Raw genomic sequence first — 23416 nt, 5'->3', positions numbered from 1 at the left:
ATTCCCGTGGGTTTTTTAGATTTTAGATTTTAGATTTTAGATTTTAGATTTTGACAATGCTGCACAGCTCCTTAAATAATTCCCGAATGCACCGGGCAATCACTCGCTGACGGGCTAGCTTGATCGGGGTACCACCTTTTTTGCGACGCTTGAGGTTTTCGGCCGGCGACATTTCCTCTGCATCCTTGCCCTGACCGTAAGTAAATCTTAGCGGCGGGTTGTTCTTAGCTACTTCTAGGCGAGTGAAACACCATTGCCACAACGCTTTTCTACAAAGCGCGCTGCCGGACTGTTTGCCCTTCTTCTTTTGGCCGCTATCTTCCCGCACGACACCCATGCCGACGGCTCGCATGAAGCGGCGCTCTGAGAGTTTAAGCTTGGATTCTTTCCCGGTTTGGCGGTTCTTGCGAAGCTTGACTTCTGGCTGACCGTCTTTGAGGAAATCTTCGATCGGATAGATCGCTCCGAGCAAGTAGCCCTGAAGTTGATAGCCAAACCCGAACTTGGTAAAAATTTGGCGATACTCCGTAAACTGCGGACTGTCGATGAGTTGCACCAACTGCTTTTTGAGTTTGAAGATTTCCTCTTCAATCTCGCAGTATTGCTTGGCAGCCCACTGAGTTTGAAGCTCGATACCGGAGCCGATTGTTGCCTCCAAGATGCGATCGTATTTTTTGGATTTTCGGCGACCAGCCAGCCAGCCCCACAGCAGCGGTGGCAATTCCTCTTGCAGTTTTGCCGATCGCACTAAAGCAATTTCGGGACACTGCCACGCTAGCTCTTGCCTCATTCTGTTGACGATTGGACTCTGCACCCGGTTGAGGTGCTCGAGTCGCAAACAGATGCTTTTAACTTGGCTGACCAAGGGATCGCGAATTTTGAGGTAGCTGGTTTCTGGCTTGTCGAAGTACCAGCAGGCGATCGCAAAAGCGTCAATGTCGTCAGTCTTTGCCCCGCTTTTGCCTTCTTTTCCCATCAGTTCCGCTCTGTAGTTGGGTAATTTGCTGTTTGAGATCATGCGAATTTCGCAGCCCCAGTCAGCTAGCTTGTTCATCCACAATCGCGCGTAATTTATTCCGGTTGGCTCGCAAATGGCTACAACTTTATTTGCTTTGAAGCTTTCAATTTTGGCCCTTAATTTATTCAAGTTTTCAATGTTCGAGTGAAACACTTCGATATCGGCATCAAAGTAGTCATCACGGGGAATACTGGGTTTTTCCAGCAGGAAACACGCGGCAATCGACGACCGAGAAACGTCAATGCCTACGATTAAATATTTCATCTAATTTTGGGAGAGAAAGGGTTGAAAGGACAAAGGAGCCTACGAATCTCCCAAAAGCAATTAAGCTTACTTCACTGATTAAGGCTCGTTTATTTTGTCCTATTTGTGTTTGTGCGGGCTGGCGCTTACGAACAACTGATAGCAATCAAGCTAATTTCATTCTTAAAGCGCCACTTGCCTTGCGACTCATCCCGCGACTCCCTTGTTAAGGGGAGTTTCGGCCGCTGAGTCATGCGGCCATCATCAGGCGGTTTATTCGTTAACTAGGCGATTGTATTCAGCTTCGGCGGCTTTGTATTTAGCCGAGCCGCCTTTATTTACTCCCCACAATTCGAGGATAATTTTTGCCTTGCCGTAACCGCGCGCCTTTAACTGCAAAATCTGTTCTAAGCGTTCAGAATCCTCCTTCATTAATGAAGTTTGCTCGGAACGTTCTAGCCGTTCCGGCTCGTCACAAGTTAATGCCATCAAACGTTCTAACCGTTCCACTTCATCGGAACGTTCCGGCGCGCCGTTCAAAATTCGTTCCGCTTCGTTCTGCCTTTCTTGCTGGGAAATATACGCACTTGTCGAGATTTCATCAATCACGTCGGCAGTAATTGCGCGCGTTTTAATTGTCTCAATTTCCTTTTCTGCCGACAGTTGGCGGGCAATGTTCCCCGCTTGCACGGCGCAAGCAATAGCAGCGCAGAGGCTCAAACCTTGCACTGATTTGTGCCAGCCGATGCGCTTGTTGAGCGCTGTCAGTGGAGTCAGCCACAATACCACCGCAGAAGCACTCAACGCAAACAGTTTTAGCTGCATAAAAACACCCCCAAACCAATCAGCAGCATCGCTAAACCGCCGATTAAAAGTGCTTGCAAGTCAGCAACTGAAATCTTGAGCAACTTGCTTAGGGAGTAGTCAAGCAACCAACTCAGCCCCCAAGCAATCGCAATTGCTGCTAACAAAAATAAAACAATTTTCATTGCCGTTGGATGCAAACTCGCTATCCACCCCAGAAGGGAGAAAGCGACGCACCCAGCAACGAAGTAATTTGCCAGATACATCGCTTTCATTTAGTTAGTTCCTCCCGTCAGTCTGGCTTTTATGGCGTCAATCCGAGTGCGGGCATCGCTGTCAGCCTTGTCAATCCCTAAGCCCAGTCGTGCATAGCCGGGTCGCAAATTGTGCAATTTTTTGGCTAGCCCAGCGTTAGCGCGTAACTTGCCAAGCTCGTTTTCGGCGACAGCACCCTCGTATTTCCTGTGCTCCTTATGTACGGTTTTGTCGGCTTCCTCAATCTTGGTCAAGGCTTTATATGCGCGTTTGGATTGTCGGGCTCCGTCGGTTTTCTCCTTTGCCAAATCCTTCAAGCGATCGGCTTGTTCCCGATCGAAGTAGCGAGGGTTAGGGACAACGGGAACCGATCGGATGCTGGAAAAGTTGCCGGGATTAGTGGGAGTTATGACTCCGGCATCGGTAGCTGCCAAAACTTTTGATTTGTCGATCACGTGGTTGCCGTCATTGCTGGCAGTAAGTTTTCCAGCATCGGACCGGCCGCCACCGAAAAGGCGTAATTGTAAGCTCATAACTTTGCTCCGATTTGAATGTTGATGCGGACTGGAGGGAAAAGATTTAAGGGGCCGAGTTGTGGCCAGAGGGAGATTGCCAGCACGAACGCTCCCGCCGATGCGATCGCAAATGCGACAAGTTGGGAAAAATCAACCCAGTCTAAAAAGTTGATGGGCGGGTTTTGCTTGGTAAATCCGCAGACAGGAAACGAGCCGTCGTTAGTCCAGTCAACGGTGTCTGCACTGTCTGCAGTCTCGACGGCGTGCAGTTTTAACAGGGCTTCCCACGTGGAAGTTTTAGAAAGTTTGCCGAACGGTTTGGCGTCTTCGTTCGTGAAGCCGCGCTCGATTGCGATCGCTTTAAGCTGGTCGATCCGGCGCTGACTGCCAGTAGGTTTGGTTGCGGTCATGTGTTATGAAGGTAGAGGAATAGCAAGGCAGTTTTATCCGCCTGATAGAAGCGGTTAATGCGGTTAACCGTTTCTATTTTTAGGCGTGTCCTGGGTTGGGAGGGCTAATTAGCCTCAACCTCAATTCTGTAAACCGTTTGACCCGGTTTTTTTTGCCAGATTTGCAGCAACTCTTCAATCACTGCGTTTACTTGCCCGCTTGTAACGGTTTCGCTAAAATCTTGTGCTTTTTCTGAAAGCTCGCTAGCTATTTGCTGAGGGCTTTTGCCAAAAATTGAAGATAAAGTCTCGATCGCGATGGAAGACGTGAGGGCTGTCGAGAAAATGATTTGTTTCTCTGCCATCGGCAAATCTCTCATGCTGATAGATGGCTGCGAGTCGTCGGCAACTATTCGGATCGAGTTGAGATTGAGTTGGCAACTGTCTAGACCGTTGTCTAGTGTTTCCGCTAGCTCCTCTAGTTCGCGAAAATTACCCTGGCTTTTCAGAATTAAATCGTCAACGTGAATGCCCAAAGCAACAATTTCGGCTTTGATTTCAGGTCGAACTGGGGGCAAGTCAGCGTGCCTGTAAGTAAAAGTGTTGTGCATGGTTAGTCTCCTAGGATGAGTCCGACACTTTGCCGGATCTACCGGGTAAGTTGATAGCTTTTTGATGGCATTCTGATGGCGTTTTGATAGCAAATCCACCAGCAGGCTTGGCTTTGGCGTAAGCTTCGGCCCGATCGCAAATTTCCCCTTGTTCGGGTGTGAGCTCTGTCGGTTCCTCGTCGTCGGGTTCCTCGTCGTCGGGCGGTTCGATGCCGCCGCCGATCAACATTTCAAGATACTTACTGACTGCCATGCCGGCCGCTGCTGCTTTCTGCAGCAGCAGTCGGTAGGATTGTCCGCCGATGCGGACTTGCTTGGCCCTATCTTCTGGATTCTCGTCCAGGGCTTCGGCAATTTTTGCCGCTGTGATCGAGTGGGGCGGGAGTCCGTCGAGTACGGTCTGCCATTTTTCTTCTAATTGGGTTTGCCCGTACTCGTCTACTTGAGCGAATTTCACCAGCGGCGAGGCTTGGGCAACTGAGGTCGGGAGAATTTTGAATTTGGATTTGATCAGGTGGATGCAGACTTGGGCCGCTTGAATTATGCGATGGCAGTAAGACGGCGATCGCCCGAGTGCGAGCTTGCAGTATTCGGCAAAGTCGGCGTATTGCCGTTTGTACAAGCGGTAGCGGCGCACGGTTTCCAGCATGATTCCTTGCCGCACGTAGTCGAGAAAGCTGCGTTTGATGCGTTGGGTGAGGAGTGAAATATCGTTGTGGGGTGCTTGGTTGAGAATTTCGTTCTCGAAGTCCAGAAGCGGCTGAAATTCCGCTTCTGGGGGTTCGCACCACTCGTCTGAGAAATCAGAGTTTAGAGTGAGTTGCATGGTAATTAAAACTCGGATTGACTGATAACTTTGACTTCAGCTAAAGAAGATTCTTGCGGTAAAAAACGCTTGTCAAACGTCAGTCTCTGTGCGATCGGATCGACTCCTAGCGCTTGCAAAAAAAGCTTCAAACTTTCGTAATGTTCGGTTGCTTTTTCAATATCTTTGAGCAGCGACTTCAATTTGTAACTCTGGTGCTCTATTTCTACTTCTAAGGCGCGCGCACTTTCTGCTAAACGGTTTTGGGCATTGAGTTCGGCGAGCAGTTCGTCAATCTGAACTTTCAATGATTCGTAGCCTTCGGAAAGATTGTCTACTTCACTGAAAACTTCAACTTTTCCTTTTTTGGAGAGGTTGTCCCACTCGTTTTTTTTGTAAACGGGAATAGAAATCTTGAGAGTAGTCATTGATTTGATACCTGTTAGTTGATGTTTTAAAAAGTTCAGTCACATGACGGTGACATAAAGAGGGAGTGAGGAAGCGATCGCCCTAACGTCTCCTAAGACGATCGCGCTGTTCAGATTCAGAAGGGGTGATATGGAAAAACGCTTGCACAAAGCAAATAGCTGATTACATGGCATCACCTCCTGGAGGATCTCGCCCTAGCCGACTGCTGCCAGCGGCGACTGTGCAGGTAATAGGCGTTTGGGCTGCAATTGTGGTGGATGTAGTATGCCGGTTTGCGTTTAAGCACTTTTTGGCAGTGTCCGCCGACCCGATCGCCCTTGGAGGAAATTTGGGCGGTTTGGGCCCCGGCAATCGGGCAAAATTCCCTGTGTCGGGCGGTTCGTCGCGGTCGTTTTGTCGGTTTGCGCGATCGCACCAAGCGTCAAATGTGGGAATAGAAAATTCCAAAGTGCTGGAACTTTCTCGCATGGAGGAAGCTTTTATCGGCATAATTCCGGCTTCCGGCTCGTACCAGTCGTCGGAGCACGGTGCCCACTCGCACATCGAATCCATAGATACAGTAAGCGGTTCAGGGTTTTCTGCGTCCCAGCAAGCCATCGCCTCGCGGAACGCATCGAGGGATTCAAAATCATCCGGGTCTGGCGGTTCGTCTGCGATGTCCGGTTCGAGCAAATTCAGTTGCCCGGTGTCTGCCTCTGCCTTGTAGTGAATTTCGCCGAAGTAGGGCGGGTAGGTGGCGAGAAACCTATCAGACAGAGCGATGCCGGTCAAGATCGGATTCCGATCAACTTTGACACCGGGGGAATTTTCGGCCGCTTGTGCGATCGCACTTTGGCTCATTCTTGGCTCACTTTCGAGCCGCCCTTTACCGTCGCCACGGTTCGGAGGTTTTTCATCGTTGAAGGCCGCTAGTTCAGTTGGCTGATGGAGTAAAACTCCCCCTCGACCTGCTTGATGATTCCCTGCCACTGCCAGAACTCGATCGCCTTTTTCGCTTCCCAGTGCTTCAGTTTCAGCGCTATTGCTATCTCGAACTGATTCGGCGGGATGAGAGCGCCCGTTACATACATCAGCACTTTCTGTTCTGGCGAGTTCGGGTCTAGTTTCTGCATTTTGTGCGATCGGCTTAACGGTCACTTTGGGATAAACGATGCGGCCGAATTTGGACTCGACACCGGGGGGAGTTTCGATCGGCTCGGTGGCTTGAACTTCGATCGGCTTGATAATCACTGAGCCAGGCTCGACAACTCGATCGCCAGGTCTAGCCGCAAAACTTCTACGCCCACTGAGATACTCATCAGCGGGAACCGGGAGAAAACCAACAAAGCGATCCTCAGCGTCCACTACCCAACAGATATCAAGGTTGAAACGTGTCTCCTGGCGTTGAACTTCGATCGGCTCGGTGGCTTGAACTTCGATCGCCTCCTGGACTGGTTCCACTTCCACCGGGGAAGCTTCCAGCAGTTGCAGCAGCGGGGGTTGGGTGCCGGCAATGGCATCGATCCAGTTTTGCCGGTACCGCCTGTCGCTGTCGGGGAACACGCTGAGCTGATGCCCGATTTCCTTCAATTCCGTCAAACTCTTCTGTTTCAGTTCTTCGAGCGTGTAGTGCATAGGGGGAAAGGGTGGAATCCCACCCGGCAACATTAAGGGTATGCAGTGCACTCTTTTACAAGTGTGAACTTTCGCCTATCATAGAATCACACTTGTAATATTGCCAACATCACAAGTGTGATTTTGGTAATCTTTTAAGGAAGACGTTATGAATCACCAAGAGCATGGTCAAATCCAGAAAGGCGAAACACTTAGAGTACGGGGAACTGAGAACGAGCAGGACTTTCACTATCACGCCGACAGCGGCGAAACTCTTTCGGCAGATAGCGGAGGAGTTCGGAGTGAGTTCATCGGACTTAATCGAGAAGATAGCGCGGCGCGAGGTGGAGATTGCCACCCCTTTGGGGGAGTTCTTGACCAACTAATAGATGACACTCGCAAGCAGTTGGTCAAATCGAACGAGTGCATCGTCTGGTATCGGGAGGAGGTCAAAGAGTATGAAGAGAAGCTCAAGAACTTAATTAAGCTCAAAGAACAGCAGGAAGAACAGTACCAAGAGATGCGGCGCCAGCAAGAGATGCTGCTACAGCAACAGCAGTTAATACAGCAGCAGTTAGCGCAGCAGCAGCAGTTAATAGAGCAGCAACAACGAGAATCATCCAGCCACAGCGGGGAAAACCTCGCAGAATAACCGCAACAGAAGCCAGCATCGCCGTCGGGTGCTGGTTTTGCGTTACTAATGACTAATGACTAATGACTAATTACTAAAAGGCGATCGCACAAAGAAGGAGAAATCATGGGTGAAGCCAAACGCAGGAAGCAGCTCGACCCCTATTTTGGGTCGATGCCCCGAACTTCAAACAGACTCACCACCATTCAGGAACTAGAAGGAGAGCTTCAGCAATTAGGTATGCCGGTGCCGTCATTGGGAGAAGATTTTACTTGTTTCTTATCCGAGGAAGCGGTACAAACCACAAATATCCTAATCAACCATCACGGAAAGTCGCCTTATGAAGCAGTTGAGCTGTGTAGTCAATTCGTTCCGATTTTTAATCACAAGTTTCTTGAAACTCTAGAGAAATCTCAAGGGCTTTTTCTGCTCTGGGCGAGCATGAGTAATTTTGCTAACGAGATCGAAACCCGTACTATCTCCAGAGCAGAAGCGAAGGAATTATGGGACAATCACTGGAGTATGGCACAACCTATATTAGGTCGAGTAAATCTTGCAGACCCTCTAGTGCATTCTTGGTTGCGCCGCTTAAAAGGCATAACCTTATTTGTTGTAGAAAAACTCGCCCACTCCCTCTCCCTTAAGGACAGTTTGACCTTGTTCTCTCATGAAGAAAAGCAGCCCATCATGGCGATGGGAGAAACAACGATAGAAATAGGGCTCGCTTTTGGAAACAACAATGTTATTTATGCTGGAAAATCTCTGATGATTTACAAAGGGAAAGATGTAGGTGATTCTATAGAACACAGAGGGGAATTGATGATAGCTGTCAAACACGCCAGCGGCTGCTGGAATCATTATCCGTCTGCTGAGAATGAAAAAATCCCTCTATCTGACTACAAGAGATCCAAAGCAGAATTAAAAAAAATTTCCATTTTCTTAAGAGGCGAATTGATACACGCTCGATCGGCGAAGTTAGCGAAATTACTAGGACTGACAATCAAGGGGCGGCACGCTTACCTGACTGGGTGCTGATGCGCTACTAATGACTAATAACTAATTACTAAAAGGCGATCGCACTTATGAACCTAGGAGACCTGGAAAACGCAGCAGCGCACAAAGCTGTAACCACCAAGAAGCAAGCGGCTTTAGTAATCCGCGCCTTCCTCGACTCAATCGTCGAAGGTGTAGCCAGCGGCGAAAAAGTAACTTTAGTCGGTTTCGGAACTTTTGAAGCCCGCGACCGACAAGCTCGCGAGGGCCGCAACCCCAAAACCGGAGAGACGATGGATATCCCGGCGACTGTAGTTCCGGCATTTTCAGCAGGCAAGGGATTCAAAGATGCTGTTGCTCTAAGCCGGGAAAGCAGGGAAAGCGCGGCGTAGACAATTTGTAGACAGTTTGTAGGCAGTTTGTAGACAGTTTGCCGATCGGTCGTGAAGGGCGATCGGCTATACAACCACTAGACAAGAAATAATGAAACACCCCGACCTTAAGAAATACGCCGACGAAATGAACGCGATGCAGGATTTGCCGCCAGCGACCGTAGAGCTTCCACCGCTGGCTGCGATCGCAATTATTAGCCATATCCAACTGGCAACTCGTCATCCAGGTACTGTGGACGACGATTTTACCAAGATTGCGATCAACACTGCACGGCAATTGCAAAATCTATTCAATCCGGATTCAGAAACGTACAAAGTGCTGGAACTTGGCTGGAATCCAGAAGCCGACATTCTCGTACCAGAGGGAACTGAAGAAGAGCCTTGGCAACAGTGCGAAAAATTTTGCGAGAGATTTCTTCAAAATCTTGGCTGCCGCTGCACCGGTTACAAAGTCGCGGAAATTGTTAGCGGCGAGGACATTCCTCCTGAAGTTCTTGCCAGCGGCGCCGCCATGTTTGAGAAGGTAAAAAAATTGTTTGAGGCTGAAGGTTTTGAAGTGTTCGATATGTAGACAATTTGCCGATCGGTCGCTTTCGGGCGATCGGCTGCTAGACAACCACTAGACAGTAAATAGACATGGAATATTTTGACGTAGATGAAGTTTCACGCGAGCTAGAAAACCTTAAGAACTTGCAAATTTCTTTTGACGGCCACGAGGCGAACGCTCTTATCCTAGCGGTGCAAGCGTTGCACGGCTCCAGCCTAAACTGCGAGGAATTAGCCCCGCTGCTGTGTTGCGCTAAAATTGCGGCCCTCAAACTGCAAAGATTGTTTGTTCATTGCCCCGTTACATTTTCGGCCATTGAGCGCGGCTGGGGGTTGAGCAGCAGTAAAAACTTCCCCCCTGAAGGCTTCCCTCTTGAGACATCCCCTCCTGAAAATTTCTCGCTTTGAAATTGTGAAAAAACGCGACGTGAAATGTGCTCTCGCCGAACTCCAAAAGATTGAAGCCGTACAAGTAACATTGAGCGGTCTAGACATATATTGCCTAATCGTTGCCGCTCAATCTTTAAAAGCCATCCAGAGGTTTCCCCGCGTTGACAAAATAGCCGAAACAGCCGCAAAAAAGCTTTGTGAATCGCTAGATTCACCGCTGGCTCGCGAGTTTTTAGGGGAGGGCTGGGAATTGACAGAAGAACTTGCCGACCCTCCCAACCAACAAGACCTATAACGACACTAACAGCAGAAGAAACCCTAGACCGGATGGAAGCAGCGGCGAATCAATTGTAGACAGGTCGTAGACAAACCGTAGACACTACTTAGAGGAAAATTAATGTTGACCAAGGAAGAAGCAGTAGCTCTATTGGGAGGAGCTAGGAAAGAGCTCCCAGACTCTCCCCAAACCCCAGAGGAGATATTGGAGGCAATGGAGATTGCCTCGCACAACTACTATCGCGAGGCGATCGCCACCAACTGCCACACATTTATTGAATTTACCGGCCTGATTAACGAATACATCAAAATTTGCGAGAGAAACCTCAAGCAGCGGGGAGTCGATTTTACTAAAACGAGCGTTCATTGTCCCGGTGAGCCGAAACTCCAGATAGAGGACTGGGAATTGGCTTACATCAATAACAAACTGCGCTGCATATTTCCGAACTTGCAACTTGTTGAAGTAGAAAAAACCAATGATTAGCAGCACTCAACTTTCACTCTTTGACACCGCCGCGACTGAAGTGGGAAGCCTCTATAAAGCCGGTGACTACGTGATGCTGCGAAGGAAGCCAGCAATCGCTGCATGGGTGAAGCGGGGGGAAGTTTACAAGGTTAATCGGGTACACCCGATCGACGGCTCGCTGCAATTTTGGAATCCTTTTACAAACGAGTGGGACTTTCTTTATCCCGACGAAGTTAAACTAGCACCCGCCCCGCCCGTAACAGAAGAAGCGCCGCCACCCCTCAACGTTGATTCTGTATCACCAGCCTCTACACTTGCTGATACAGAATACACTGTCGAGCCTGTTGATACAGAATACACTGTCGAGCCTGTTGACATTGATTCTGTATCACGAGCCATCTCGGCTTACTCCCCTCGCGGGACGGCCCGCAGCGGTGAGTATTTCCGATTCTCGTACCGCGATGGTTCCCGAATGCGGCACATTCACATTCGCGGGGGTAATACCGATTCGCCAATTTCTCAGGCGAAAGTTGCCGAAGTGCGATCGCTCTTAGCGGCCGGAATCCCCCCCGCCGAAATTGCCACTATGCTTCGGAACTCTGGCGGCAAAGCTCCGATACCTTCGTGCGACTGACTCCAGAAGCCGCTGCAATTTGCGAGTAACTTTTGCCCTGCGACCGCAACTGATGCACGAAGGCGATCGCACTTTCCGGCACTCGCGGTCTGCCAAACTTCCGCCCCTTCGCCCGCGCCGCTGCAATTCCACTCTTTACCCGCTCGCGAATCAAATCTCGCTCAAACTCAGCAATCGCTGAAAGTATGGCCGCCATCAGTTTGCCCTGCGGCGTATTCAGGTCTAAGCTGATGCCGGACAAAGTAACGAGACTGATTCCCCAAGCATTTAAACTCTGCAAAGTTCCCAGCAAGTCGATCGTGCTCCGGCTCCACCGCGAGGCCTCGGTCACGAGCACCGCCGAAACCTTTCTTGCCTGAGCCGCCGCCATAATTTTTTTGCGCTCCGGGCGATCGGATGCGACACCGCTGGCAGTCTCGCGATAAACTTCCACAACCTCATACCCGGCGCGATCGGCAAATTCTCTCAAATCTCGCTCTTGCCGATCGCAATTCTGATCGTCCGTCGAAACCCGACAGTAAATAATCGCCCGTATCAAAAAACCCTCCCGCCCAGGGCTGCTAAAACCCTGATTAAATCGAGGTCAATTTCCAATAATTTGCCGTGTCAATTAAGAAGTGCTTTTTGGTACGTCAAGACAAAACATTTTTATGATTTCATCTAACAGTTGCCCCATCGTCAAACCCTTGCGTATAGCTTCATGTCTTAAATAATTCTTAGTGTTTGCGTTAACTTCTGTCTGAAGTTTCACGCCGTTGTTAATAACAGTATCATCAGTAATGGTCGCATTATCATCAATCATTAAAGTTACCAGTAAACTTACTCACATTTTAGCCTATTCCTTTAAGCATAGTGGTAATAAGCATTTCTACGCCAGTGCAATTTTCTGCCCGTAACTCGGTAAATGCAGCGTTGCGTAGGAATAGTAAACCGTGCTTTTTGGGCGGTATCGCTTGTGCTTGCGCTTCTTTCCAAGTACCTCTTCATCTTTCGGAATGGGAATTGTAGGCTTCGGAGTTCCAATGGGTAAATTTAGTTTTAGGAATTGCGATCGCAATTCATGCCCTTGAATTTTTAACACTTCTTTAACAATTCGCACCCCTTCGGCTTCTGTCGGACATAAAATCTGCAATGAATAGCCACGTTCCCAGTCGTGGTACACAACCATTTTTTCTCCGCGCTCCCACTTGAAAGCCTCAGTAAAAATAGTCTTGATTTGGGCTGAAAGCTTCTTGATGTCAGATTCTTTAATCAATTGACTTTTACCCTGTTTTGCCAGATTTGAACTATCGACAAAATTCATCAAATCAAAACTAATCTCCCCTTTTAGGCGAGTATATCCCGGCGTTACGTCAGCGGCTTTTTCAAAAAACCACAGCTTGACCTCTGGATGACCGGCCCGCTCTACCCCTTGCTTGCCGCTTTCCTCCTCCGAATCGCCGCCCTTAATTTTCTTGAGTTCGTAGCGAATCAAATCGCGGATAGCATCCAGCAGAGAAGCTTGCAGGGCGATCGCGAAGTCGTTGCCGCTGATTGTCAGCGTTAAAGTGTCGAGAGTTTCCTTCCCGTTTCTCTTTTTAGCTTGCGCGGCTTTCTCGGCGGCGGCTTTCAGTTCGGCCTCGCTTGGCTCCGTGAATTCCAGATCGTAAACGGCAAAGTAGTTGTGCTCGGAAATCTTCTGTTCTGATTGTCCGGCGATTCTAGTCGGCGGATTGACTCTTTTGAGTCGGTTGCGAACCTTGCTTTCGGCGCTCATTATCGGTACTCAAATACTAAAAATTCCTTGAAACCGTCGCCGAAGCCTTCGATCGTGCCTTCCAAAAATTTGCCCAGCGCGTCATTCTCCTTCTCGATCGCTTCGACAACTTCGTTGACTTGCTGGCTGATCACCCAGGGTTTGCCGCCTTCTTCGCCCCAGCTTGCAATCATCCTGTCAATCCAGGGAATCCCCGATTTTACGTTCTGTTTTGCCCAGCGGCGAAAGTTCATGTATCCCTGGGCGAACAACGCCTTTTGAGCAAACCGGTAAAAAGCCCACCCAAGAGACGATAAGTTTTCCAAAATTTCCTCTGCAATGTCGTTGTCGCCGTTGTCGTCAAGTTCTAAGAACATCGTTGCGGTCGCTTTGATGTTGATTTTTAATTTCGGGGTTTCCTTGCGGTTGACTATGAACCCCGCAAGCGATCGGCCCAGCGCTTCCCCGGCCACATTAGCCAAGCCGCCAAAAGCTGCATTAATTTCTGCAAGAATGGCGGCGTCAGTTTTGTTAAAATCGAAATTCCAAACTTGAGTGCCGAAGCTCACGGCCGCGCCGAGAACCGTGCTGCCAACGGCTGCAAGAGTAGCGCCGCCGACTCCGATCGCTCCGGCAATTGCACCAATGCCCGCGACAACGCCGCCGACAACTACACCGCCAATTAAAATCACCGCACCCATCCCCGCAGCGACGGCAACTGGATTTTCCTTCAACCAACTTTTAAATAAGTTCCAATCGCCGCGCAAAATAGCTTTGGCTAATTCTTTCGCGCCTTCAATCATGTTTTTGGCTAAATTTTTGAGATTAATTAATCCCTTTTCGAGCCAAGCTTTCATGCTGGAACCGATATCGCTGAAAAAATCACCTAAAGGCAAACCAAGTTTGACTGCCAAACTCGTATTATTTAAAGTGATTCCCGGTTGTTCTTGTTTTTGTGTTGCCATAACTACATCAATTTTTTAAGGTTTAAATTGCTCGAAACTTTTTTCAATTTCCGCTTGCTCGGAACAGGGTCTTTGACACCGTTTCGACTTTGCTCGTACTCGGAGTTGTATTCTTTCTCAAAGTTTTTGAAATTCCCAACACCGACAGCGCGGTTGATGTTCTCGCGTTCAAGCGCGCGCTCGACTCGCATATTTTCAACCGTTTCCAGCACTTTCATTTTTATGGCGGCTTTAATAAGTGCTTGATTAGGTTTTGCCAAATTAATTGCCATATTATTTATTTTTTAAATCTTGCAAAAGTTCAAACAAAGTGGGCGATTTAGGGTGTATTTCCTCTTTTACTATTGGATTTTTCCGAGTCCGCAGCAGCCCAGACAATAGTTTTTCGGTACTAATGTCACTATTCAAATCAAGTTGTTGATTTGATTTTTTGGGGTCAAAACCCTTAGTGTTTTCTCCTTCAATTACTAAATTGTAAGATGTTTCAACTTCCCCTTTGGTGCGTTTGGTAGTCACGCCGATGCAGTCAATTATGCAATCAACTTTATAGGATAAATCAGCAACTGCTACCAATAACTGGGTCACGGTGACACCCGTGCGAATATCCATGTTTGTTCCGATGTTTCCATCATCCAGAATTTCGTAGAGAATTTTGGTTACGGCTTCTGCCCAGCCAGTTGCCGAAAGATATCTCTCATTGATTCTTTGGTCGCCTTCTTTAACGGCATCCGCATCTTGAATATCAATTTGCGGGCTAACAATCGTGTTGTGGGCGATAGCCTGAAACATTTTTTGAAAGAGGTGATAGTAATTTTCGGCGTCTGTTGTTTTGCCCGGCTCGCAGCCCGGTGCTAGCAAATAAGTGGGTACGGGAAATTTCTTCTTTTTGAAAAAATCAACGTGCAAAACGTCTTTCAAATCCTCAAGCGTGTCGAGGATTTCTTCGCAGCAGTTGTTCATGTGTGGGGGTACTCCCGGTTGTAAAAATGGTTGTGGCTTTGGTTGCTTGCCAACGTATATTATTTTAGAAACTATCGCTTGATCGGACGACGTAGTGTAGGCTGATGAGTAATTTTTGTTTGGATCGTTATTTCGATATTTAATATAACTTGCAATCACATTTTCTTTACCGTAATACACAACCGCAGTTACGTCTAAAGGAACGAGTTCGCCGTTACCCGTTATAACAGGTATCCCCAAATCTAAAACATTGTTAATGGGAAAAACTTTGATTATATTATCAGCCCAGAAAAATTGACTTTGCCTTGAATAATTAACTCCATGCAATTGAGTACCTGAAGCCGTACCCGGGAGCCACACGCCGTTCGTATAAACTTCTCTTGTGTTCTCAAAACTTTTTAATGATTTGACTGTAAATGGAAGGTAATTTGTAAAAACTGGCACATTTTCCGGTACTTCTTCGGCAACTGTATTACTTTTTTGAATTGTGCTACTTTTTGTGCTATTTGCGTATCCCGTCGGACTTATTATTGAAAGGTTTCCTTCAATAAGTACATAAGCAAGTTTGTTACTTGTCATTCCGTCCGGATTAATAGGACCTGGCAATTTTGGAGGTTCTGGTAATCCTGGCGGCTCTGGCAGTTTGCATCCCGGGTCTGGATAAGTATGCGAAGCGACTATCATCCCCATAATTTTTTTAGTTTCCGTAACCACGCAATCCCGAGCTTCTACGATTACTTCAAAACCACCTAAATCGTAGTGAATCTTTCTCCCTTCCCTACCCCAAGTGATGCTTTGGCCGGCGATGCTCACGGTAATTGCACCGCCGTAATCGTTGGTAATTCCCAATCCCCCTACTTTAAAATCGATTCCTAAATCCCAAATTCCTTCGCTATCAATAGAGCCGCTGCTTTTATTTTTTCCAATATTGCCCTCTGCGGAAATGACGCCCTCCGCTGATGCTGATACAGTTGCTTGTGTTATCCCGTTGCTAATTTTGCTCATGTCAACATCAATATCTATGCAGAGTAAATGATAAAAGCGCGCACCGGTTTGCTTAAAATACTTGCGGAATTGTCCGCTGTTAACCGAACGCTAATTGCCGCGCCTACGATTACGTCGTATTCGTATCCCGGAGAAAGCGTATATCCTTTAGATATAAAATTATTTGGCACATATTCAACTAATGTTTCAACTGAAATTATTTTGGAAGGATTCAATCCGTGAACAAGTTCAATAGCCGTGCCGCCAGTGCTTGCCGTTGTTCCTGTTACATATTTCGTTTTTATAGCGGTACTTCCTCCTAGCGAAGTAAATCCGTTTAAATTTAAGTCGCCGCTTGCTACATTAAAACTGCCGAGCGTAGCTTCAAAAACACCAAAATTAGAAGCCCTTCGCTGTATTTGCAACAACCCTCCGTCAAGCACAACAAAAACACCTTTTCCCCCGTCAGTTTCGTCCAGCCAGAATCCGGGCGTTATGCCTTGAATTCTAGGAATACTGGTAAATGTTTTGTTGCCGTTAATTGTTACGTCTCCAGCTATATTTACTTTGGCTGCCAAAGCTGTCGTTACCGTGCTAGCAAAACTAGCGTCGTTGTTAATCGCCGCAGCAAATTCTATTAAAGTATTCAAATTTGCAGGTGCTGTGCCTATCCAATCAGTTATGGCTTGTTCAATCATTGCTGGTGTAGCAAATTGATTTGCGGAAATGATTTCGGCAACACCAGTGCCCGTATTTCGACCAATTAACGTATTTGGCGGCAGATCAATCAGCCGTCCGTTAACAGCTAATTCCAGCATTGCTATGCGATCGAGCAACTGCTGGATCACATCATTTTTTTTTGAATCAAACTGGCTGACTTCAACCCGCAGCGCTCCCTTGATTGAAAGGCGATCGCCAACAACCGGCAGCGTAGTTTTGAAAACGGGGTCGCTAATAAATTGGATGCCAACTTGAGTTGCTTTGCCAAAAATATCTAATGTTCCCTGGCTTAAATACGGGATTAAATCGAGCGTGTTTGCGCGGTTTCCGTAGTTTTGAATCACTTCGGTGTTCTTCCAAACCCACGGGTCGGCGGCGCTATTTCGCACGTAAAGCATCAACTGGCATTTAGGATATTGCCCGTTAAGCGAGGAAATTTCGGCAACTTTGTCAGCAAGCGTGCTACTTCGTTTGAGAGCCGGTGCGGGTGTCTGCACCCCCAAACTAGGTAAATGGTAAGTGGCAACCAATTGCTCAAGATAAATCTCTGCCCCGCAATTCTCCCAAGATAAATGAGCGGTTTCAGCGGTAGGCAAATCCAGTGTCGCGATGTAACCAGCTATCGCAGTTTTAATGGGGGCAACTAAAGTATTGGTGTCAAAGATTGTTTGAATCGAATTATTTGCCTTTAGCGGTTCAAACAAAATAGGAAAAGTATAACCGGGCATTTTTTAAGTTAGTAAATATTCGGCTGGTGTAAGAGTCACGCCCGTATCGGTAATAACTCGCGCAAAAGGCATTGTGAAACTACCGCTGACAGTGCCGCTGCTAGCGTTAATAGAAGCGCTGACATTTTTGATTTTGTTAGGGTTTTTAACGTCGCTGTTTTGGTAGTTCAAAATCAGCGCCAGTACCTGCAAGAAATAATCTAAGGCGTTGGTAGCTGTAAAAGTACCGCCCGCCCCAGGATTGAAAGCTCCCGATAAAAAGCTTTCGGTTTTCCCGACAAAACTCAAACCCGTTCCAGTGAATTTAACAGGCATCGTAAAATCGCCTGTAAATATCAAAGTGTCGCTGTCGTAATTGCCGCTAACGTAGCTAGTAGTATTGCCGTTGGCTAGTTCTAATTCTTGGAAATATTCAATCAACTGACAAAATTGCTTTTCAGCGGTAACACCTTTAATAGTGCTATTTGTTCCAACTGTAACAGTAGTCATAATAGCTTAAAAGCTTTGCGGTAAGGTGTTTTCAACATAACATAAAATTTCTACAACCCTATAGGGTTGTAATTTTAAATTGCGAGCAAAACCCTACCAAAATAAAGGAAAAAACAATAATGTAGGATTTGACAGACAAAAATTTTTTATCCAATAAACACATGAGTAGACCGCGCACCTATTTTGAACTCAACCGATTAGCTGAAATTGCCAAGCGACGGGAAGCGGCACGAGAAGCGACTAAGTTGGCCGCCACTCCCAAACCTTATAAAGCAGAAGATCCGGGCGGTAAAGCTTATTTCAGAAGCATCGAAGACGAAAATCTTTTTGTGCTAATGCCTATTCCTGCTAAAGCGGGCGCACTTGTTACCGATCCAGCCCCTATTTTAGGATTAGACCTTGCGGCAGCTACAGCAGTAGCAAATTCTAGTTTGGTAGATTTCAAAGGAAATCACGACAAAGTTTTGCGCATCCGGTTTACACGATTAAAGGCTACGCCTACAGTTAAAGTAACTGCTTGGGGAACAAGAGTAGTAGACCACATTGACGACAGTGTTACTGTACCTTTTGGTGGAAACAGTGATGCTTCTTTAAAAGGTGCAAAAACTGCTTTTGCTACTGCAATGGCTAATGCCACGATGACAGGACTATTAGGTTCAAGAAAAGGCAATTACGCGGAATTACTGTATAACAATCGAGTGATTGCCAAAAAAACTGTAACCACTTAATTTTAATGATCCAACTACAAGCTAACTCTAATTTGTGGAATCAAGTCTGGTTTGTATCTATTCCAAAAACTTTAGATCCATTTCCACGGCAGATTTGTCCAGTATTACTTAGTTCCCCAATTATTTTGTGCTTTTTAAATTTTCCTAGCGGTTTTCATTTGGGAAAATCTGGGGGGCAGTTAGTACAAAAAATTAGCACTGGGCTTGTAATTGGCGGTGGTCAAGATGCAATTGTAAGTTTTCCCAAAAAGCTCATTATTGGAGAACCACAATTGCATATTTTTAACGTAAAAACTACTTACAGTCTTTCTTTTGATTTGTATACGTATATAGCTGATACGGGGAATTTAGCTATATGGGAATATAGCGGACAAATTGATTGAATTAGGACAATTTTAATGCCGTGAAAAATTTTGCTGACGTAGCATCCCTCTTAGGGACTATCTTGACATCAATTATTAGTTTAATTGTCCTTTGGAACGTAACGCGGGGAGTTCTCACTCTTTTGGCTAATATTCAGCGCAAGCTTACTGTACTTCGGAGCCTTTACATAAGCCAACGCGCCGAAGTGAGAGACATTCAAAATTATCTTAAAACGCATCACGGCTATCACGTAAGAGGAGGAATTCACGACATTCAAGAGGATTTATTGAAAGAATACAACAATGAAAACACGGGGTTTTAAAAGGTGGACAAATACTCTTATCGGTTCACTGTTGCGTCGCTCAACATATCTGTGATCATGCTAGTTGGCGCTGGAGTAATCTTGCTTTTTGGAAAAGAAAATCCCGTGCCGCTTATTCCTTTTTTGGCTCCAATTTTAACATTACTAGGAGGTTTGTTAGTTTCGCCCCCAAAACAATCGGTAACACAAAATGACCATCCGCGAAGCTAGTTTGCTTTTAAATGAAGAAGCAACACAATTTCAATTGTTAAATTGCCTTGAAAATTTATGCAAAGAGTATGGATACATCGAAGGGATGATGCTAGCCCAATTTAGAGATTTTGCATCGGGTCAAAAATCGCTCTCGGAAATTCAAAGCTTAATTGAACAAATTAAACAGAAAATAGAATGCATCAACTAATTTTTACAATGAATTTAGCTCAATCTTCAGAGCTCATTTACGGAAATTTGCAACTGCTCTACCCGACCGGAGAGGCGATTGACTACGTAGCAACTTCCGGCTGCGCCGACTGGCAACGCCCCGGCGACGAGTGGGTAAGGGGGAAAGGGCCGATACCTGCGGGCAAATATCAAATTCCAAGCGAACCTTACTATTTAGAGACAAGGGGCGTGGAGGGCGATTTTTTCCACATTTCGCCCGATCCTGTGGTTTCGGATAAAGGCGTTCGCGCAGAACTCGGCATTCACTTTGATGCTAATGTACCCGGCACAGCCGGGTGCATAGGTGTTGTTCGCGAATTCGGATGGCGGCGTTTGTGCGATCGGCTCGCGTCGATCGCAAATTTGGGCGTCAAGTCGTTGCCGCTAACTGTAAAATATTGAAATGCGCTATATGTAGTGTCACAATCCAGCTTCATTGACATTACATATGGCGTTGTTAATCCCTGATAGGGTTTTAAGATTAGCACCAGCGTGCGAGACTGCCCTTTTTTCAATCCCTGATAGGGAAACGCTGGGCGGCTGGTAGCCCGCGCGCAGTATGCAGCGCTTATTCCCAGCCACCAAAATAATAGCATTATCTCTGGGGATTCATTCTAACGACCCTGTAGCCTTAGCAGATTCGATCGAATGGTCGGGGCAAAACTTGCCTCAGCTTCAAAGTATGGGCAAGGCATCTCTCCAGCAGGCTCACAGCATGACGCACCAAGAAATGCACCGTTCGCGGTGGCAGCTTTTATTGAAGATGTTGCAGTCATCCAAAGTTTGAATTTAGCTCGTGGCTTTGGGGAGTGCAACTTTCAATTTTAGTTTTTGTATCTTGTTGAGGGTTCGGTTGGTGGCCGGGTGTTCCAGTCCGTGCCGAAAATTTTGATGCTCCACTGCAAAATCTACTGCACGTCCCTTGACTGGTGCTAAAGTAGGAGGCGGAGATAAAAATAGCGATCGCCCTAGACTTGTCAAAAACCACAAGCTGAGCTAAAAAAGTTCATAAAGAGTATTGCCCTTATGTCCAATGCAAGTGCGTCTAGTCAGCCGTACTCCTTACTCGTAGTCATTGTTAATTACAGGACGCCCCGCCTGACAATCGACTGCTTGCACTCTCTAGTAGGCGAAATTAGATCGCTCCCAAATACCCGCGTTGCAATTGCCGACAACGCTTCAGGCGATACCTCAGTCGCAGACATTGCCGGAGCCATCGCCGCAGAAGGCTGGAGCGAATGGGCATCCTTCGTGCCCCTAGACCGCAACGGCGGCTTCGCCTTCGGCAACAATGCCTTGATCCGTCCCGTACTGCAATCGGCCGATCCCCCCCCTTACTTCCTGCTGCTCAACCCAGACACTGTAGTTCGCCCCGGCGCATTGAAAGCTCTTGTCGATTTCATGGACTCTCATCCCGAAGCAGGAATCGCCGGCAGCCGTTTAGAGAACCCCGACGGCACGCCCCAAGAGTCAGCTTTTCGGTTTCACAACATTTTGACCGAACTCGATTTCGGCTGGCGTCTTGGCCCTGTGTCGAAGTTATTGAAAAACAGGGTCGCCGTCCCTCCGATTTCTCAAGAAATCTGCCAAACTGATTGGGTGGCTGGAGCCAGCATGATCGTCCGCCGCGAAGTATTTGAAGAGGTTGGCTTGATGGATGAAGCTTATTTCATGTACTGCGAAGAAATGGACTTTTGCCTGCAAGCAAACAAAGCTGGCTGGAGTTGCTGGTATGTACCTGAAAGTCGCGTTGTCCACTTAGTCGGTCAAAGCTCGGGCGTCACCGACACCAAAGCCGCCCGCAAGCGAATGCCCCAGTATTGGTTTGATTCTCGGCGGCGCTACTTTATCAAAAACTATGGCTTTCTCTACGCCGCCTTAACCGATCTCTGCTGGGCTTCGGGTTTTGCTGCGTTCCGGGTGCGCCGCGCCGTACAAAGCAAGCCAGACAACGACCCGCCAAACTACCTCCAGGATTTCTTGCTCAATAGTGTATTTTTCAAAGGAGGTTCGATAGAAGAATCGAAAAATTTTTAAAGGATTTTTGCAAACAAGTCTCAGCTCGCTCAACCGTGTTAAATACGGTCAGTAAATCATTCCCTGAAAGAGCAAAAAGCTGGGTATTCCTCATAAAATAAACTAGGTGCATCCGACATTGAAAATCTCAAAAACAGCAGATTATTGTTGGTATCAACAAACAGATAAAACCAGACAGAGTGTTGAGTAAAGCTTATGGTAACGCAGACGGACTTAATAAGTGAAAATCAAGTAGAATCTCCTGCACTAGGATTGTGGCAACAGATTCAAGAAGATTGGATCGCTCACGGTCGCGATTGGACGAAGCCGGGATTTAGGGCGGTAGCTGTTCAGCGCTTTGGTGTGTGGAGAATGCAAGTTGAACCGAAATTACTTCGCGCTCCTTTGAGCATTCTTTACAGATCGCTATACCGAAAAGTTCGCAACACCTACGGCATAGATTTGCCTTACACTGTAAAGCTCGGTCGCCGCGTGGTGATCGAACATCAAGGTGCTATTATTATTCACGGATATTGCACGATCGGCGACGACTGCATTATCCGCCAAGGCGTAACCCTGGGAAATCGCTACTTGGACAAGCCACTAGAATCTCCTCAATTGGGCGATCGGGTTAACGTCGGCGCTGGTGCAAAAATCCTCGGAAAAGTACACCTGGGAGACGACGTAAATATCGGAGCAAACGCCGTAGTTTTATCAGACATTCCTGCAGGTCAAACTGCCGTTGGCATTCCGGCGAAGATGATTGCAACCAAAAAAATTCAAGACAAAAATACTTAAATTATTAGATAGCATTGATTATGTCTCAATTGCACAAAGTTGGATTGGTGGCGATCGGACGCAATGAAGGCGATCGCCTCCGATCGTGCTTGCTATCAGCGAAAGTCCAAGTAGCTCTGGTGGTTTATGTCGATTCTGGCTCAACAGACGGTAGCTTGGAATTAGCCAGATCGATCGGAGCCGATACAGTAGAACTAGACTTATCTATACCGTTTACCGCAGCACGCGCCAGAAACGAAGGCTTTGCCCGCTTGCTGGAACTAGCGCCAGACATCGAATTTGTCCAATTTGTGGACGGTGACTGCGAAGTAGTTGATGGATGGATCGATCGAGCCTACAGCGAACTGGCAGCCAAACCCGACTTAGCAGCAGTATGCGGGCGGAGGCGCGAACGATACCCCAAAGCAACCATTTACAACCAATTGTGCGACATCGAGTGGGATACCCCCATCGGCGAAACCAAAGCCTGCGGTGGCGACTCCATGATGCGCGCCACCGCATTTCAGCAAGTCGAAGGTTTCAATCCCGCACTAATAGCCGGCGAAGAACCCGAACTGTGCTTGCGACTTCGCCAAAAAGGTTGGAAAATTTTTCGCTTAGACGCAGAAATGACCCTGCACGACGCGCAAATGACCACTTTTGTTCAGTGGTGGAAGCGGGCTCAAAGAGCGGGTTACGCCTACGCCGAAGGTTCCTGGATGCACGGCAGCGAACCAGAGCGCCATTGGGTCAAAGAAACGCGCAGCACCTGGTTTTGGGGCTTAGTCTTGCCAGCCTTAGCCTTGGCAATGACATGGCCGACAAAAGGCTGGAGCTTGTTACTATTGAGTGGCTACCCCTTAGCAACCTATCGCACCTATAACTATTACACAAAGCATCGGCATCTCACAACTAAAGACGCAGCCATCTACGCTTTGTCATGTGTATTAGCCAAATTTCCCCAGCTACAAGGTCAAATCCAGTTTCACCAGCGCCGATTGCTGGGGCAGCAGAGCAAGCTGATCGAATACAAAACCACCAACTCTATTAATTCAGCCAGCTAGAATTACAGCTAACGTCCCAGAAAGTCCACCCCTGAGCAGCAAACAAATGAGCGATCGAAAATTAAAAGTTTTACTAATTAGACATCTCCAAAATAGTAACATTATGTGGTAAAAGAACATAAGAGACCTTTTTTTACACAGAAAAATGAGCGACA

General features: G+C 47.2%; 33 protein-coding genes. 17 read left to right on the top strand and 16 right to left on the bottom strand.

Translation table 11 applies throughout. The features are described 5' to 3' along the window. Positions 1 to 43: 43 nt before the first annotated feature. From QUA99_RS11110 to QUA99_RS11070, 9 genes are all read right to left on the bottom strand, one after another. Positions 44 to 1282 carry an IS110 family transposase gene (locus tag QUA99_RS11110; protein ID WP_333235300.1) on the bottom strand — a complete coding sequence of 413 codons (1239 nt, stop codon included), beginning with the start codon at positions 1280 to 1282 and terminating at the stop codon, positions 44 to 46. A 252-nt stretch (positions 1283 to 1534) separates the two neighbouring features. Next, positions 1535 to 2086 (bottom strand): hypothetical protein, encoded by a 552-nt coding sequence (locus QUA99_RS11105; protein ID WP_333235299.1) that lies wholly within the window; start codon positions 2084 to 2086, stop codon positions 1535 to 1537. Next, a complete protein-coding gene (locus QUA99_RS11100) occupies positions 2077 to 2340 on the bottom strand; it encodes a hypothetical protein (protein ID WP_333235298.1) in 264 nt (87 codons plus the stop codon). The genes QUA99_RS11105 and QUA99_RS11100 overlap by 10 nt, the downstream gene beginning before the upstream one ends. Continuing rightward, positions 2341 to 2853, bottom strand: coding sequence for a hypothetical protein (locus QUA99_RS11095; protein WP_333235297.1), 513 nt, complete (start codon positions 2851 to 2853; stop codon positions 2341 to 2343). Continuing rightward, positions 2850 to 3245 (bottom strand): hypothetical protein, encoded by a 396-nt coding sequence (locus QUA99_RS11090; RefSeq protein ID WP_333235296.1) that lies wholly within the window; start codon positions 3243 to 3245, stop codon positions 2850 to 2852. Before QUA99_RS11090 ends, QUA99_RS11095 begins: the two co-directional genes overlap by 4 nt. A 104-nt stretch (positions 3246 to 3349) precedes the next feature. Next, positions 3350 to 3835 (bottom strand): hypothetical protein, encoded by a 486-nt coding sequence (locus tag QUA99_RS11085; protein WP_333235295.1) that lies wholly within the window; start codon positions 3833 to 3835, stop codon positions 3350 to 3352. 10 nt (positions 3836 to 3845) lie between these two features. Then, positions 3846 to 4661, bottom strand: coding sequence for a hypothetical protein (locus tag QUA99_RS11080; protein ID WP_333235294.1), 816 nt, complete (start codon positions 4659 to 4661; stop codon positions 3846 to 3848). A 5-nt stretch (positions 4662 to 4666) separates the two neighbouring features. Continuing rightward, a complete protein-coding gene (locus tag QUA99_RS11075) occupies positions 4667 to 5068 on the bottom strand; it encodes a hypothetical protein (RefSeq protein ID WP_333235293.1) in 402 nt (133 codons plus the stop codon). Between the two features lie 163 nt (positions 5069 to 5231). Then, on the bottom strand, positions 5232 to 6683 hold the full coding sequence (locus QUA99_RS11070; protein WP_333235291.1) for a hypothetical protein: 1452 nt from the start codon (positions 6681 to 6683) through the stop codon (positions 5232 to 5234). A 148-nt stretch (positions 6684 to 6831) separates the two neighbouring features. Here QUA99_RS11070 and QUA99_RS11065 point away from each other — a divergent pair, with 148 nt between their 5' ends. The 8 genes from QUA99_RS11065 (at position 6832) to QUA99_RS11030 (ending at position 10990) form a co-directional block, all read left to right on the top strand. Further along, the gene (locus QUA99_RS11065; protein WP_333235290.1) at positions 6832 to 7314 is read left to right on the top strand and encodes a hypothetical protein; all 483 of its coding nucleotides are present in this window, start codon (positions 6832 to 6834) and stop codon (positions 7312 to 7314) included. Positions 7315 to 7419: 105 nt separating this feature from the next. Continuing rightward, the gene (locus QUA99_RS11060; RefSeq protein WP_333235288.1) at positions 7420 to 8328 is read left to right on the top strand and encodes a hypothetical protein; all 909 of its coding nucleotides are present in this window, start codon (positions 7420 to 7422) and stop codon (positions 8326 to 8328) included. A 47-nt stretch (positions 8329 to 8375) separates the two neighbouring features. Next, positions 8376 to 8678: an HU family DNA-binding protein gene (locus QUA99_RS11055; RefSeq protein ID WP_333235286.1), complete on the top strand. Its 303-nt coding sequence runs from the start codon at positions 8376 to 8378 to the stop codon at positions 8676 to 8678. 91 nt (positions 8679 to 8769) lie between these two features. After that, on the top strand, positions 8770 to 9249 hold the full coding sequence (locus tag QUA99_RS11050; protein ID WP_333235285.1) for a hypothetical protein: 480 nt from the start codon (positions 8770 to 8772) through the stop codon (positions 9247 to 9249). 65 nt (positions 9250 to 9314) lie between these two features. Beyond that, positions 9315 to 9632, top strand: coding sequence for a hypothetical protein (locus QUA99_RS11045; RefSeq protein ID WP_333235284.1), 318 nt, complete (start codon positions 9315 to 9317; stop codon positions 9630 to 9632). Positions 9633 to 9651: 19 nt separating this feature from the next. Continuing rightward, entirely contained in the window at positions 9652 to 9909 is a 258-nt protein-coding gene (locus QUA99_RS11040; protein WP_333235283.1) for a hypothetical protein, read from the top strand. Positions 9910 to 10011: 102 nt separating this feature from the next. Then, a complete protein-coding gene (locus QUA99_RS11035) occupies positions 10012 to 10374 on the top strand; it encodes a hypothetical protein (RefSeq protein ID WP_333235282.1) in 363 nt (120 codons plus the stop codon). Beyond that, complete coding sequence (locus QUA99_RS11030; RefSeq protein ID WP_333235280.1) at positions 10367 to 10990, top strand: hypothetical protein; 624 nt, start codon at positions 10367 to 10369, stop codon at positions 10988 to 10990. Before QUA99_RS11035 ends, QUA99_RS11030 begins: the two co-directional genes overlap by 8 nt. Here QUA99_RS11030 and QUA99_RS11025 read toward each other — a convergent pair. The 7 genes from QUA99_RS11025 to QUA99_RS10995 form a co-directional block, all read right to left on the bottom strand. Next, positions 10941 to 11528, bottom strand: coding sequence for a recombinase family protein (locus tag QUA99_RS11025; RefSeq protein ID WP_333235279.1), 588 nt, complete (start codon positions 11526 to 11528; stop codon positions 10941 to 10943). The genes QUA99_RS11030 and QUA99_RS11025 overlap by 50 nt on opposite strands. Positions 11529 to 11858: 330 nt before the next feature. Continuing rightward, entirely contained in the window at positions 11859 to 12746 is an 888-nt protein-coding gene (locus QUA99_RS11020; protein WP_333235278.1) for a hypothetical protein, read from the bottom strand. Next, the gene (locus tag QUA99_RS11015) at positions 12746 to 13690 is read right to left on the bottom strand and encodes a hypothetical protein (protein WP_333235277.1); all 945 of its coding nucleotides are present in this window, start codon (positions 13688 to 13690) and stop codon (positions 12746 to 12748) included. Before QUA99_RS11015 ends, QUA99_RS11020 begins: the two co-directional genes overlap by 1 nt. A gap of 2 nt (positions 13691 to 13692) precedes the next feature. Next, positions 13693 to 13962: a hypothetical protein gene (locus tag QUA99_RS11010; RefSeq protein ID WP_333235276.1), complete on the bottom strand. Its 270-nt coding sequence runs from the start codon at positions 13960 to 13962 to the stop codon at positions 13693 to 13695. 1 nt (position 13963) lies between these two features. Then, a complete protein-coding gene (locus tag QUA99_RS11005) occupies positions 13964 to 15655 on the bottom strand; it encodes a hypothetical protein (RefSeq protein WP_333235275.1) in 1692 nt (563 codons plus the stop codon). Between the two features lie 14 nt (positions 15656 to 15669). Beyond that, on the bottom strand, positions 15670 to 17082 hold the full coding sequence (locus QUA99_RS11000) for a hypothetical protein (protein WP_333235274.1): 1413 nt from the start codon (positions 17080 to 17082) through the stop codon (positions 15670 to 15672). Between the two features lie 3 nt (positions 17083 to 17085). Further along, positions 17086 to 17571, bottom strand: coding sequence for a hypothetical protein (locus tag QUA99_RS10995; RefSeq protein ID WP_333235273.1), 486 nt, complete (start codon positions 17569 to 17571; stop codon positions 17086 to 17088). A gap of 128 nt (positions 17572 to 17699) precedes the next feature. Here QUA99_RS10995 and QUA99_RS10990 point away from each other — a divergent pair, with 128 nt between their 5' ends. The 9 genes from QUA99_RS10990 to QUA99_RS10950 all read left to right on the top strand — a co-directional run bounded on the left by QUA99_RS10990 (position 17700) and on the right by QUA99_RS10950 (position 23261). Then, positions 17700 to 18299, top strand: a complete 600-nt coding sequence (locus tag QUA99_RS10990; RefSeq protein WP_333235272.1) for a hypothetical protein — start codon at positions 17700 to 17702, stop codon at positions 18297 to 18299. A 5-nt stretch (positions 18300 to 18304) separates the two neighbouring features. After that, entirely contained in the window at positions 18305 to 18682 is a 378-nt protein-coding gene (locus QUA99_RS10985) for a hypothetical protein (protein ID WP_333235270.1), read from the top strand. Positions 18683 to 18744: 62 nt separating this feature from the next. Then, complete coding sequence (locus QUA99_RS10980; RefSeq protein ID WP_333235269.1) at positions 18745 to 18984, top strand: hypothetical protein; 240 nt, start codon at positions 18745 to 18747, stop codon at positions 18982 to 18984. Between the two features lie 190 nt (positions 18985 to 19174). Continuing rightward, the gene (locus tag QUA99_RS10975; RefSeq protein ID WP_333235267.1) at positions 19175 to 19384 is read left to right on the top strand and encodes a hypothetical protein; all 210 of its coding nucleotides are present in this window, start codon (positions 19175 to 19177) and stop codon (positions 19382 to 19384) included. 8 nt (positions 19385 to 19392) lie between these two features. Beyond that, a complete protein-coding gene (locus QUA99_RS10970; RefSeq protein ID WP_333235266.1) occupies positions 19393 to 19806 on the top strand; it encodes a hypothetical protein in 414 nt (137 codons plus the stop codon). A gap of 157 nt (positions 19807 to 19963) precedes the next feature. Then, positions 19964 to 20191 carry a hypothetical protein gene (locus QUA99_RS10965; protein ID WP_333235265.1) on the top strand — a complete coding sequence of 76 codons (228 nt, stop codon included), beginning with the start codon at positions 19964 to 19966 and terminating at the stop codon, positions 20189 to 20191. A gap of 239 nt (positions 20192 to 20430) precedes the next feature. Beyond that, positions 20431 to 21441 carry a glycosyltransferase family 2 protein gene (locus tag QUA99_RS10960; protein ID WP_333235264.1) on the top strand — a complete coding sequence of 337 codons (1011 nt, stop codon included), beginning with the start codon at positions 20431 to 20433 and terminating at the stop codon, positions 21439 to 21441. A 195-nt stretch (positions 21442 to 21636) separates the two neighbouring features. Continuing rightward, positions 21637 to 22218, top strand: coding sequence for a serine acetyltransferase (locus QUA99_RS10955; protein ID WP_333235263.1), 582 nt, complete (start codon positions 21637 to 21639; stop codon positions 22216 to 22218). A 29-nt stretch (positions 22219 to 22247) separates the two neighbouring features. After that, on the top strand, positions 22248 to 23261 hold the full coding sequence (locus tag QUA99_RS10950) for a glycosyltransferase family 2 protein (protein WP_333235372.1): 1014 nt from the start codon (positions 22248 to 22250) through the stop codon (positions 23259 to 23261). The last annotated feature ends 155 nt before the right edge of the window (positions 23262 to 23416 follow it).

Source organism: Microcoleus sp. F10-B2, assembly GCF_036704965.1.
Classification (GTDB): domain Bacteria; phylum Cyanobacteriota; class Cyanobacteriia; order Cyanobacteriales; family Microcoleaceae; genus Microcoleus.
This window is presented reverse-complemented; position numbering and strand designations above follow the sequence as displayed.

What these genes read in the sequence shown, in the direction of transcription:
- QUA99_RS11110 (WP_333235300.1), bottom strand. Translation starts at nt 1,282, where the DNA reads ATGAAATATTTAATCGTAGGCATTGACGTTTCTCGGTCGTCGATTGCC.
- QUA99_RS11105 (WP_333235299.1), bottom strand. Translation starts at nt 2,086, where the DNA reads ATGCAGCTAAAACTGTTTGCGTTGAGTGCTTCTGCGGTGGTATTGTGG.
- QUA99_RS11100 (WP_333235298.1), bottom strand. Translation starts at nt 2,340, where the DNA reads ATGAAAGCGATGTATCTGGCAAATTACTTCGTTGCTGGGTGCGTCGCT.
- QUA99_RS11095 (WP_333235297.1), bottom strand. Translation starts at nt 2,853, where the DNA reads ATGAGCTTACAATTACGCCTTTTCGGTGGCGGCCGGTCCGATGCTGGA.
- QUA99_RS11090 (WP_333235296.1), bottom strand. Translation starts at nt 3,245, where the DNA reads ATGACCGCAACCAAACCTACTGGCAGTCAGCGCCGGATCGACCAGCTT.
- QUA99_RS11085 (WP_333235295.1), bottom strand. Translation starts at nt 3,835, where the DNA reads ATGCACAACACTTTTACTTACAGGCACGCTGACTTGCCCCCAGTTCGA.
- QUA99_RS11080 (WP_333235294.1), bottom strand. Translation starts at nt 4,661, where the DNA reads ATGCAACTCACTCTAAACTCTGATTTCTCAGACGAGTGGTGCGAACCC.
- QUA99_RS11075 (WP_333235293.1), bottom strand. Translation starts at nt 5,068, where the DNA reads ATGACTACTCTCAAGATTTCTATTCCCGTTTACAAAAAAAACGAGTGG.
- QUA99_RS11070 (WP_333235291.1), bottom strand. Translation starts at nt 6,683, where the DNA reads ATGCACTACACGCTCGAAGAACTGAAACAGAAGAGTTTGACGGAATTG.
- QUA99_RS11065 (WP_333235290.1), top strand. Translation starts at nt 6,832, where the DNA reads ATGAATCACCAAGAGCATGGTCAAATCCAGAAAGGCGAAACACTTAGA.
- QUA99_RS11060 (WP_333235288.1), top strand. Translation starts at nt 7,420, where the DNA reads ATGGGTGAAGCCAAACGCAGGAAGCAGCTCGACCCCTATTTTGGGTCG.
- QUA99_RS11055 (WP_333235286.1), top strand. Translation starts at nt 8,376, where the DNA reads ATGAACCTAGGAGACCTGGAAAACGCAGCAGCGCACAAAGCTGTAACC.
- QUA99_RS11050 (WP_333235285.1), top strand. Translation starts at nt 8,770, where the DNA reads ATGAAACACCCCGACCTTAAGAAATACGCCGACGAAATGAACGCGATG.
- QUA99_RS11045 (WP_333235284.1), top strand. Translation starts at nt 9,315, where the DNA reads ATGGAATATTTTGACGTAGATGAAGTTTCACGCGAGCTAGAAAACCTT.
- QUA99_RS11035 (WP_333235282.1), top strand. Translation starts at nt 10,012, where the DNA reads ATGTTGACCAAGGAAGAAGCAGTAGCTCTATTGGGAGGAGCTAGGAAA.
- QUA99_RS11030 (WP_333235280.1), top strand. Translation starts at nt 10,367, where the DNA reads ATGATTAGCAGCACTCAACTTTCACTCTTTGACACCGCCGCGACTGAA.
- QUA99_RS11020 (WP_333235278.1), bottom strand. Translation starts at nt 12,746, where the DNA reads ATGAGCGCCGAAAGCAAGGTTCGCAACCGACTCAAAAGAGTCAATCCG.
- QUA99_RS11015 (WP_333235277.1), bottom strand. Translation starts at nt 13,690, where the DNA reads ATGGCAACACAAAAACAAGAACAACCGGGAATCACTTTAAATAATACG.
- QUA99_RS11010 (WP_333235276.1), bottom strand. Translation starts at nt 13,962, where the DNA reads ATGGCAATTAATTTGGCAAAACCTAATCAAGCACTTATTAAAGCCGCC.
- QUA99_RS11005 (WP_333235275.1), bottom strand. Translation starts at nt 15,655, where the DNA reads ATGAGCAAAATTAGCAACGGGATAACACAAGCAACTGTATCAGCATCA.
- QUA99_RS11000 (WP_333235274.1), bottom strand. Translation starts at nt 17,082, where the DNA reads ATGCCCGGTTATACTTTTCCTATTTTGTTTGAACCGCTAAAGGCAAAT.
- QUA99_RS10995 (WP_333235273.1), bottom strand. Translation starts at nt 17,571, where the DNA reads ATGACTACTGTTACAGTTGGAACAAATAGCACTATTAAAGGTGTTACC.
- QUA99_RS10985 (WP_333235270.1), top strand. Translation starts at nt 18,305, where the DNA reads ATGATCCAACTACAAGCTAACTCTAATTTGTGGAATCAAGTCTGGTTT.
- QUA99_RS10975 (WP_333235267.1), top strand. Translation starts at nt 19,175, where the DNA reads ATGACCATCCGCGAAGCTAGTTTGCTTTTAAATGAAGAAGCAACACAA.
- QUA99_RS10970 (WP_333235266.1), top strand. Translation starts at nt 19,393, where the DNA reads ATGAATTTAGCTCAATCTTCAGAGCTCATTTACGGAAATTTGCAACTG.
- QUA99_RS10965 (WP_333235265.1), top strand. Translation starts at nt 19,964, where the DNA reads ATGCAGCGCTTATTCCCAGCCACCAAAATAATAGCATTATCTCTGGGG.
- QUA99_RS10960 (WP_333235264.1), top strand. Translation starts at nt 20,431, where the DNA reads ATGTCCAATGCAAGTGCGTCTAGTCAGCCGTACTCCTTACTCGTAGTC.
- QUA99_RS10955 (WP_333235263.1), top strand. Translation starts at nt 21,637, where the DNA reads ATGGTAACGCAGACGGACTTAATAAGTGAAAATCAAGTAGAATCTCCT.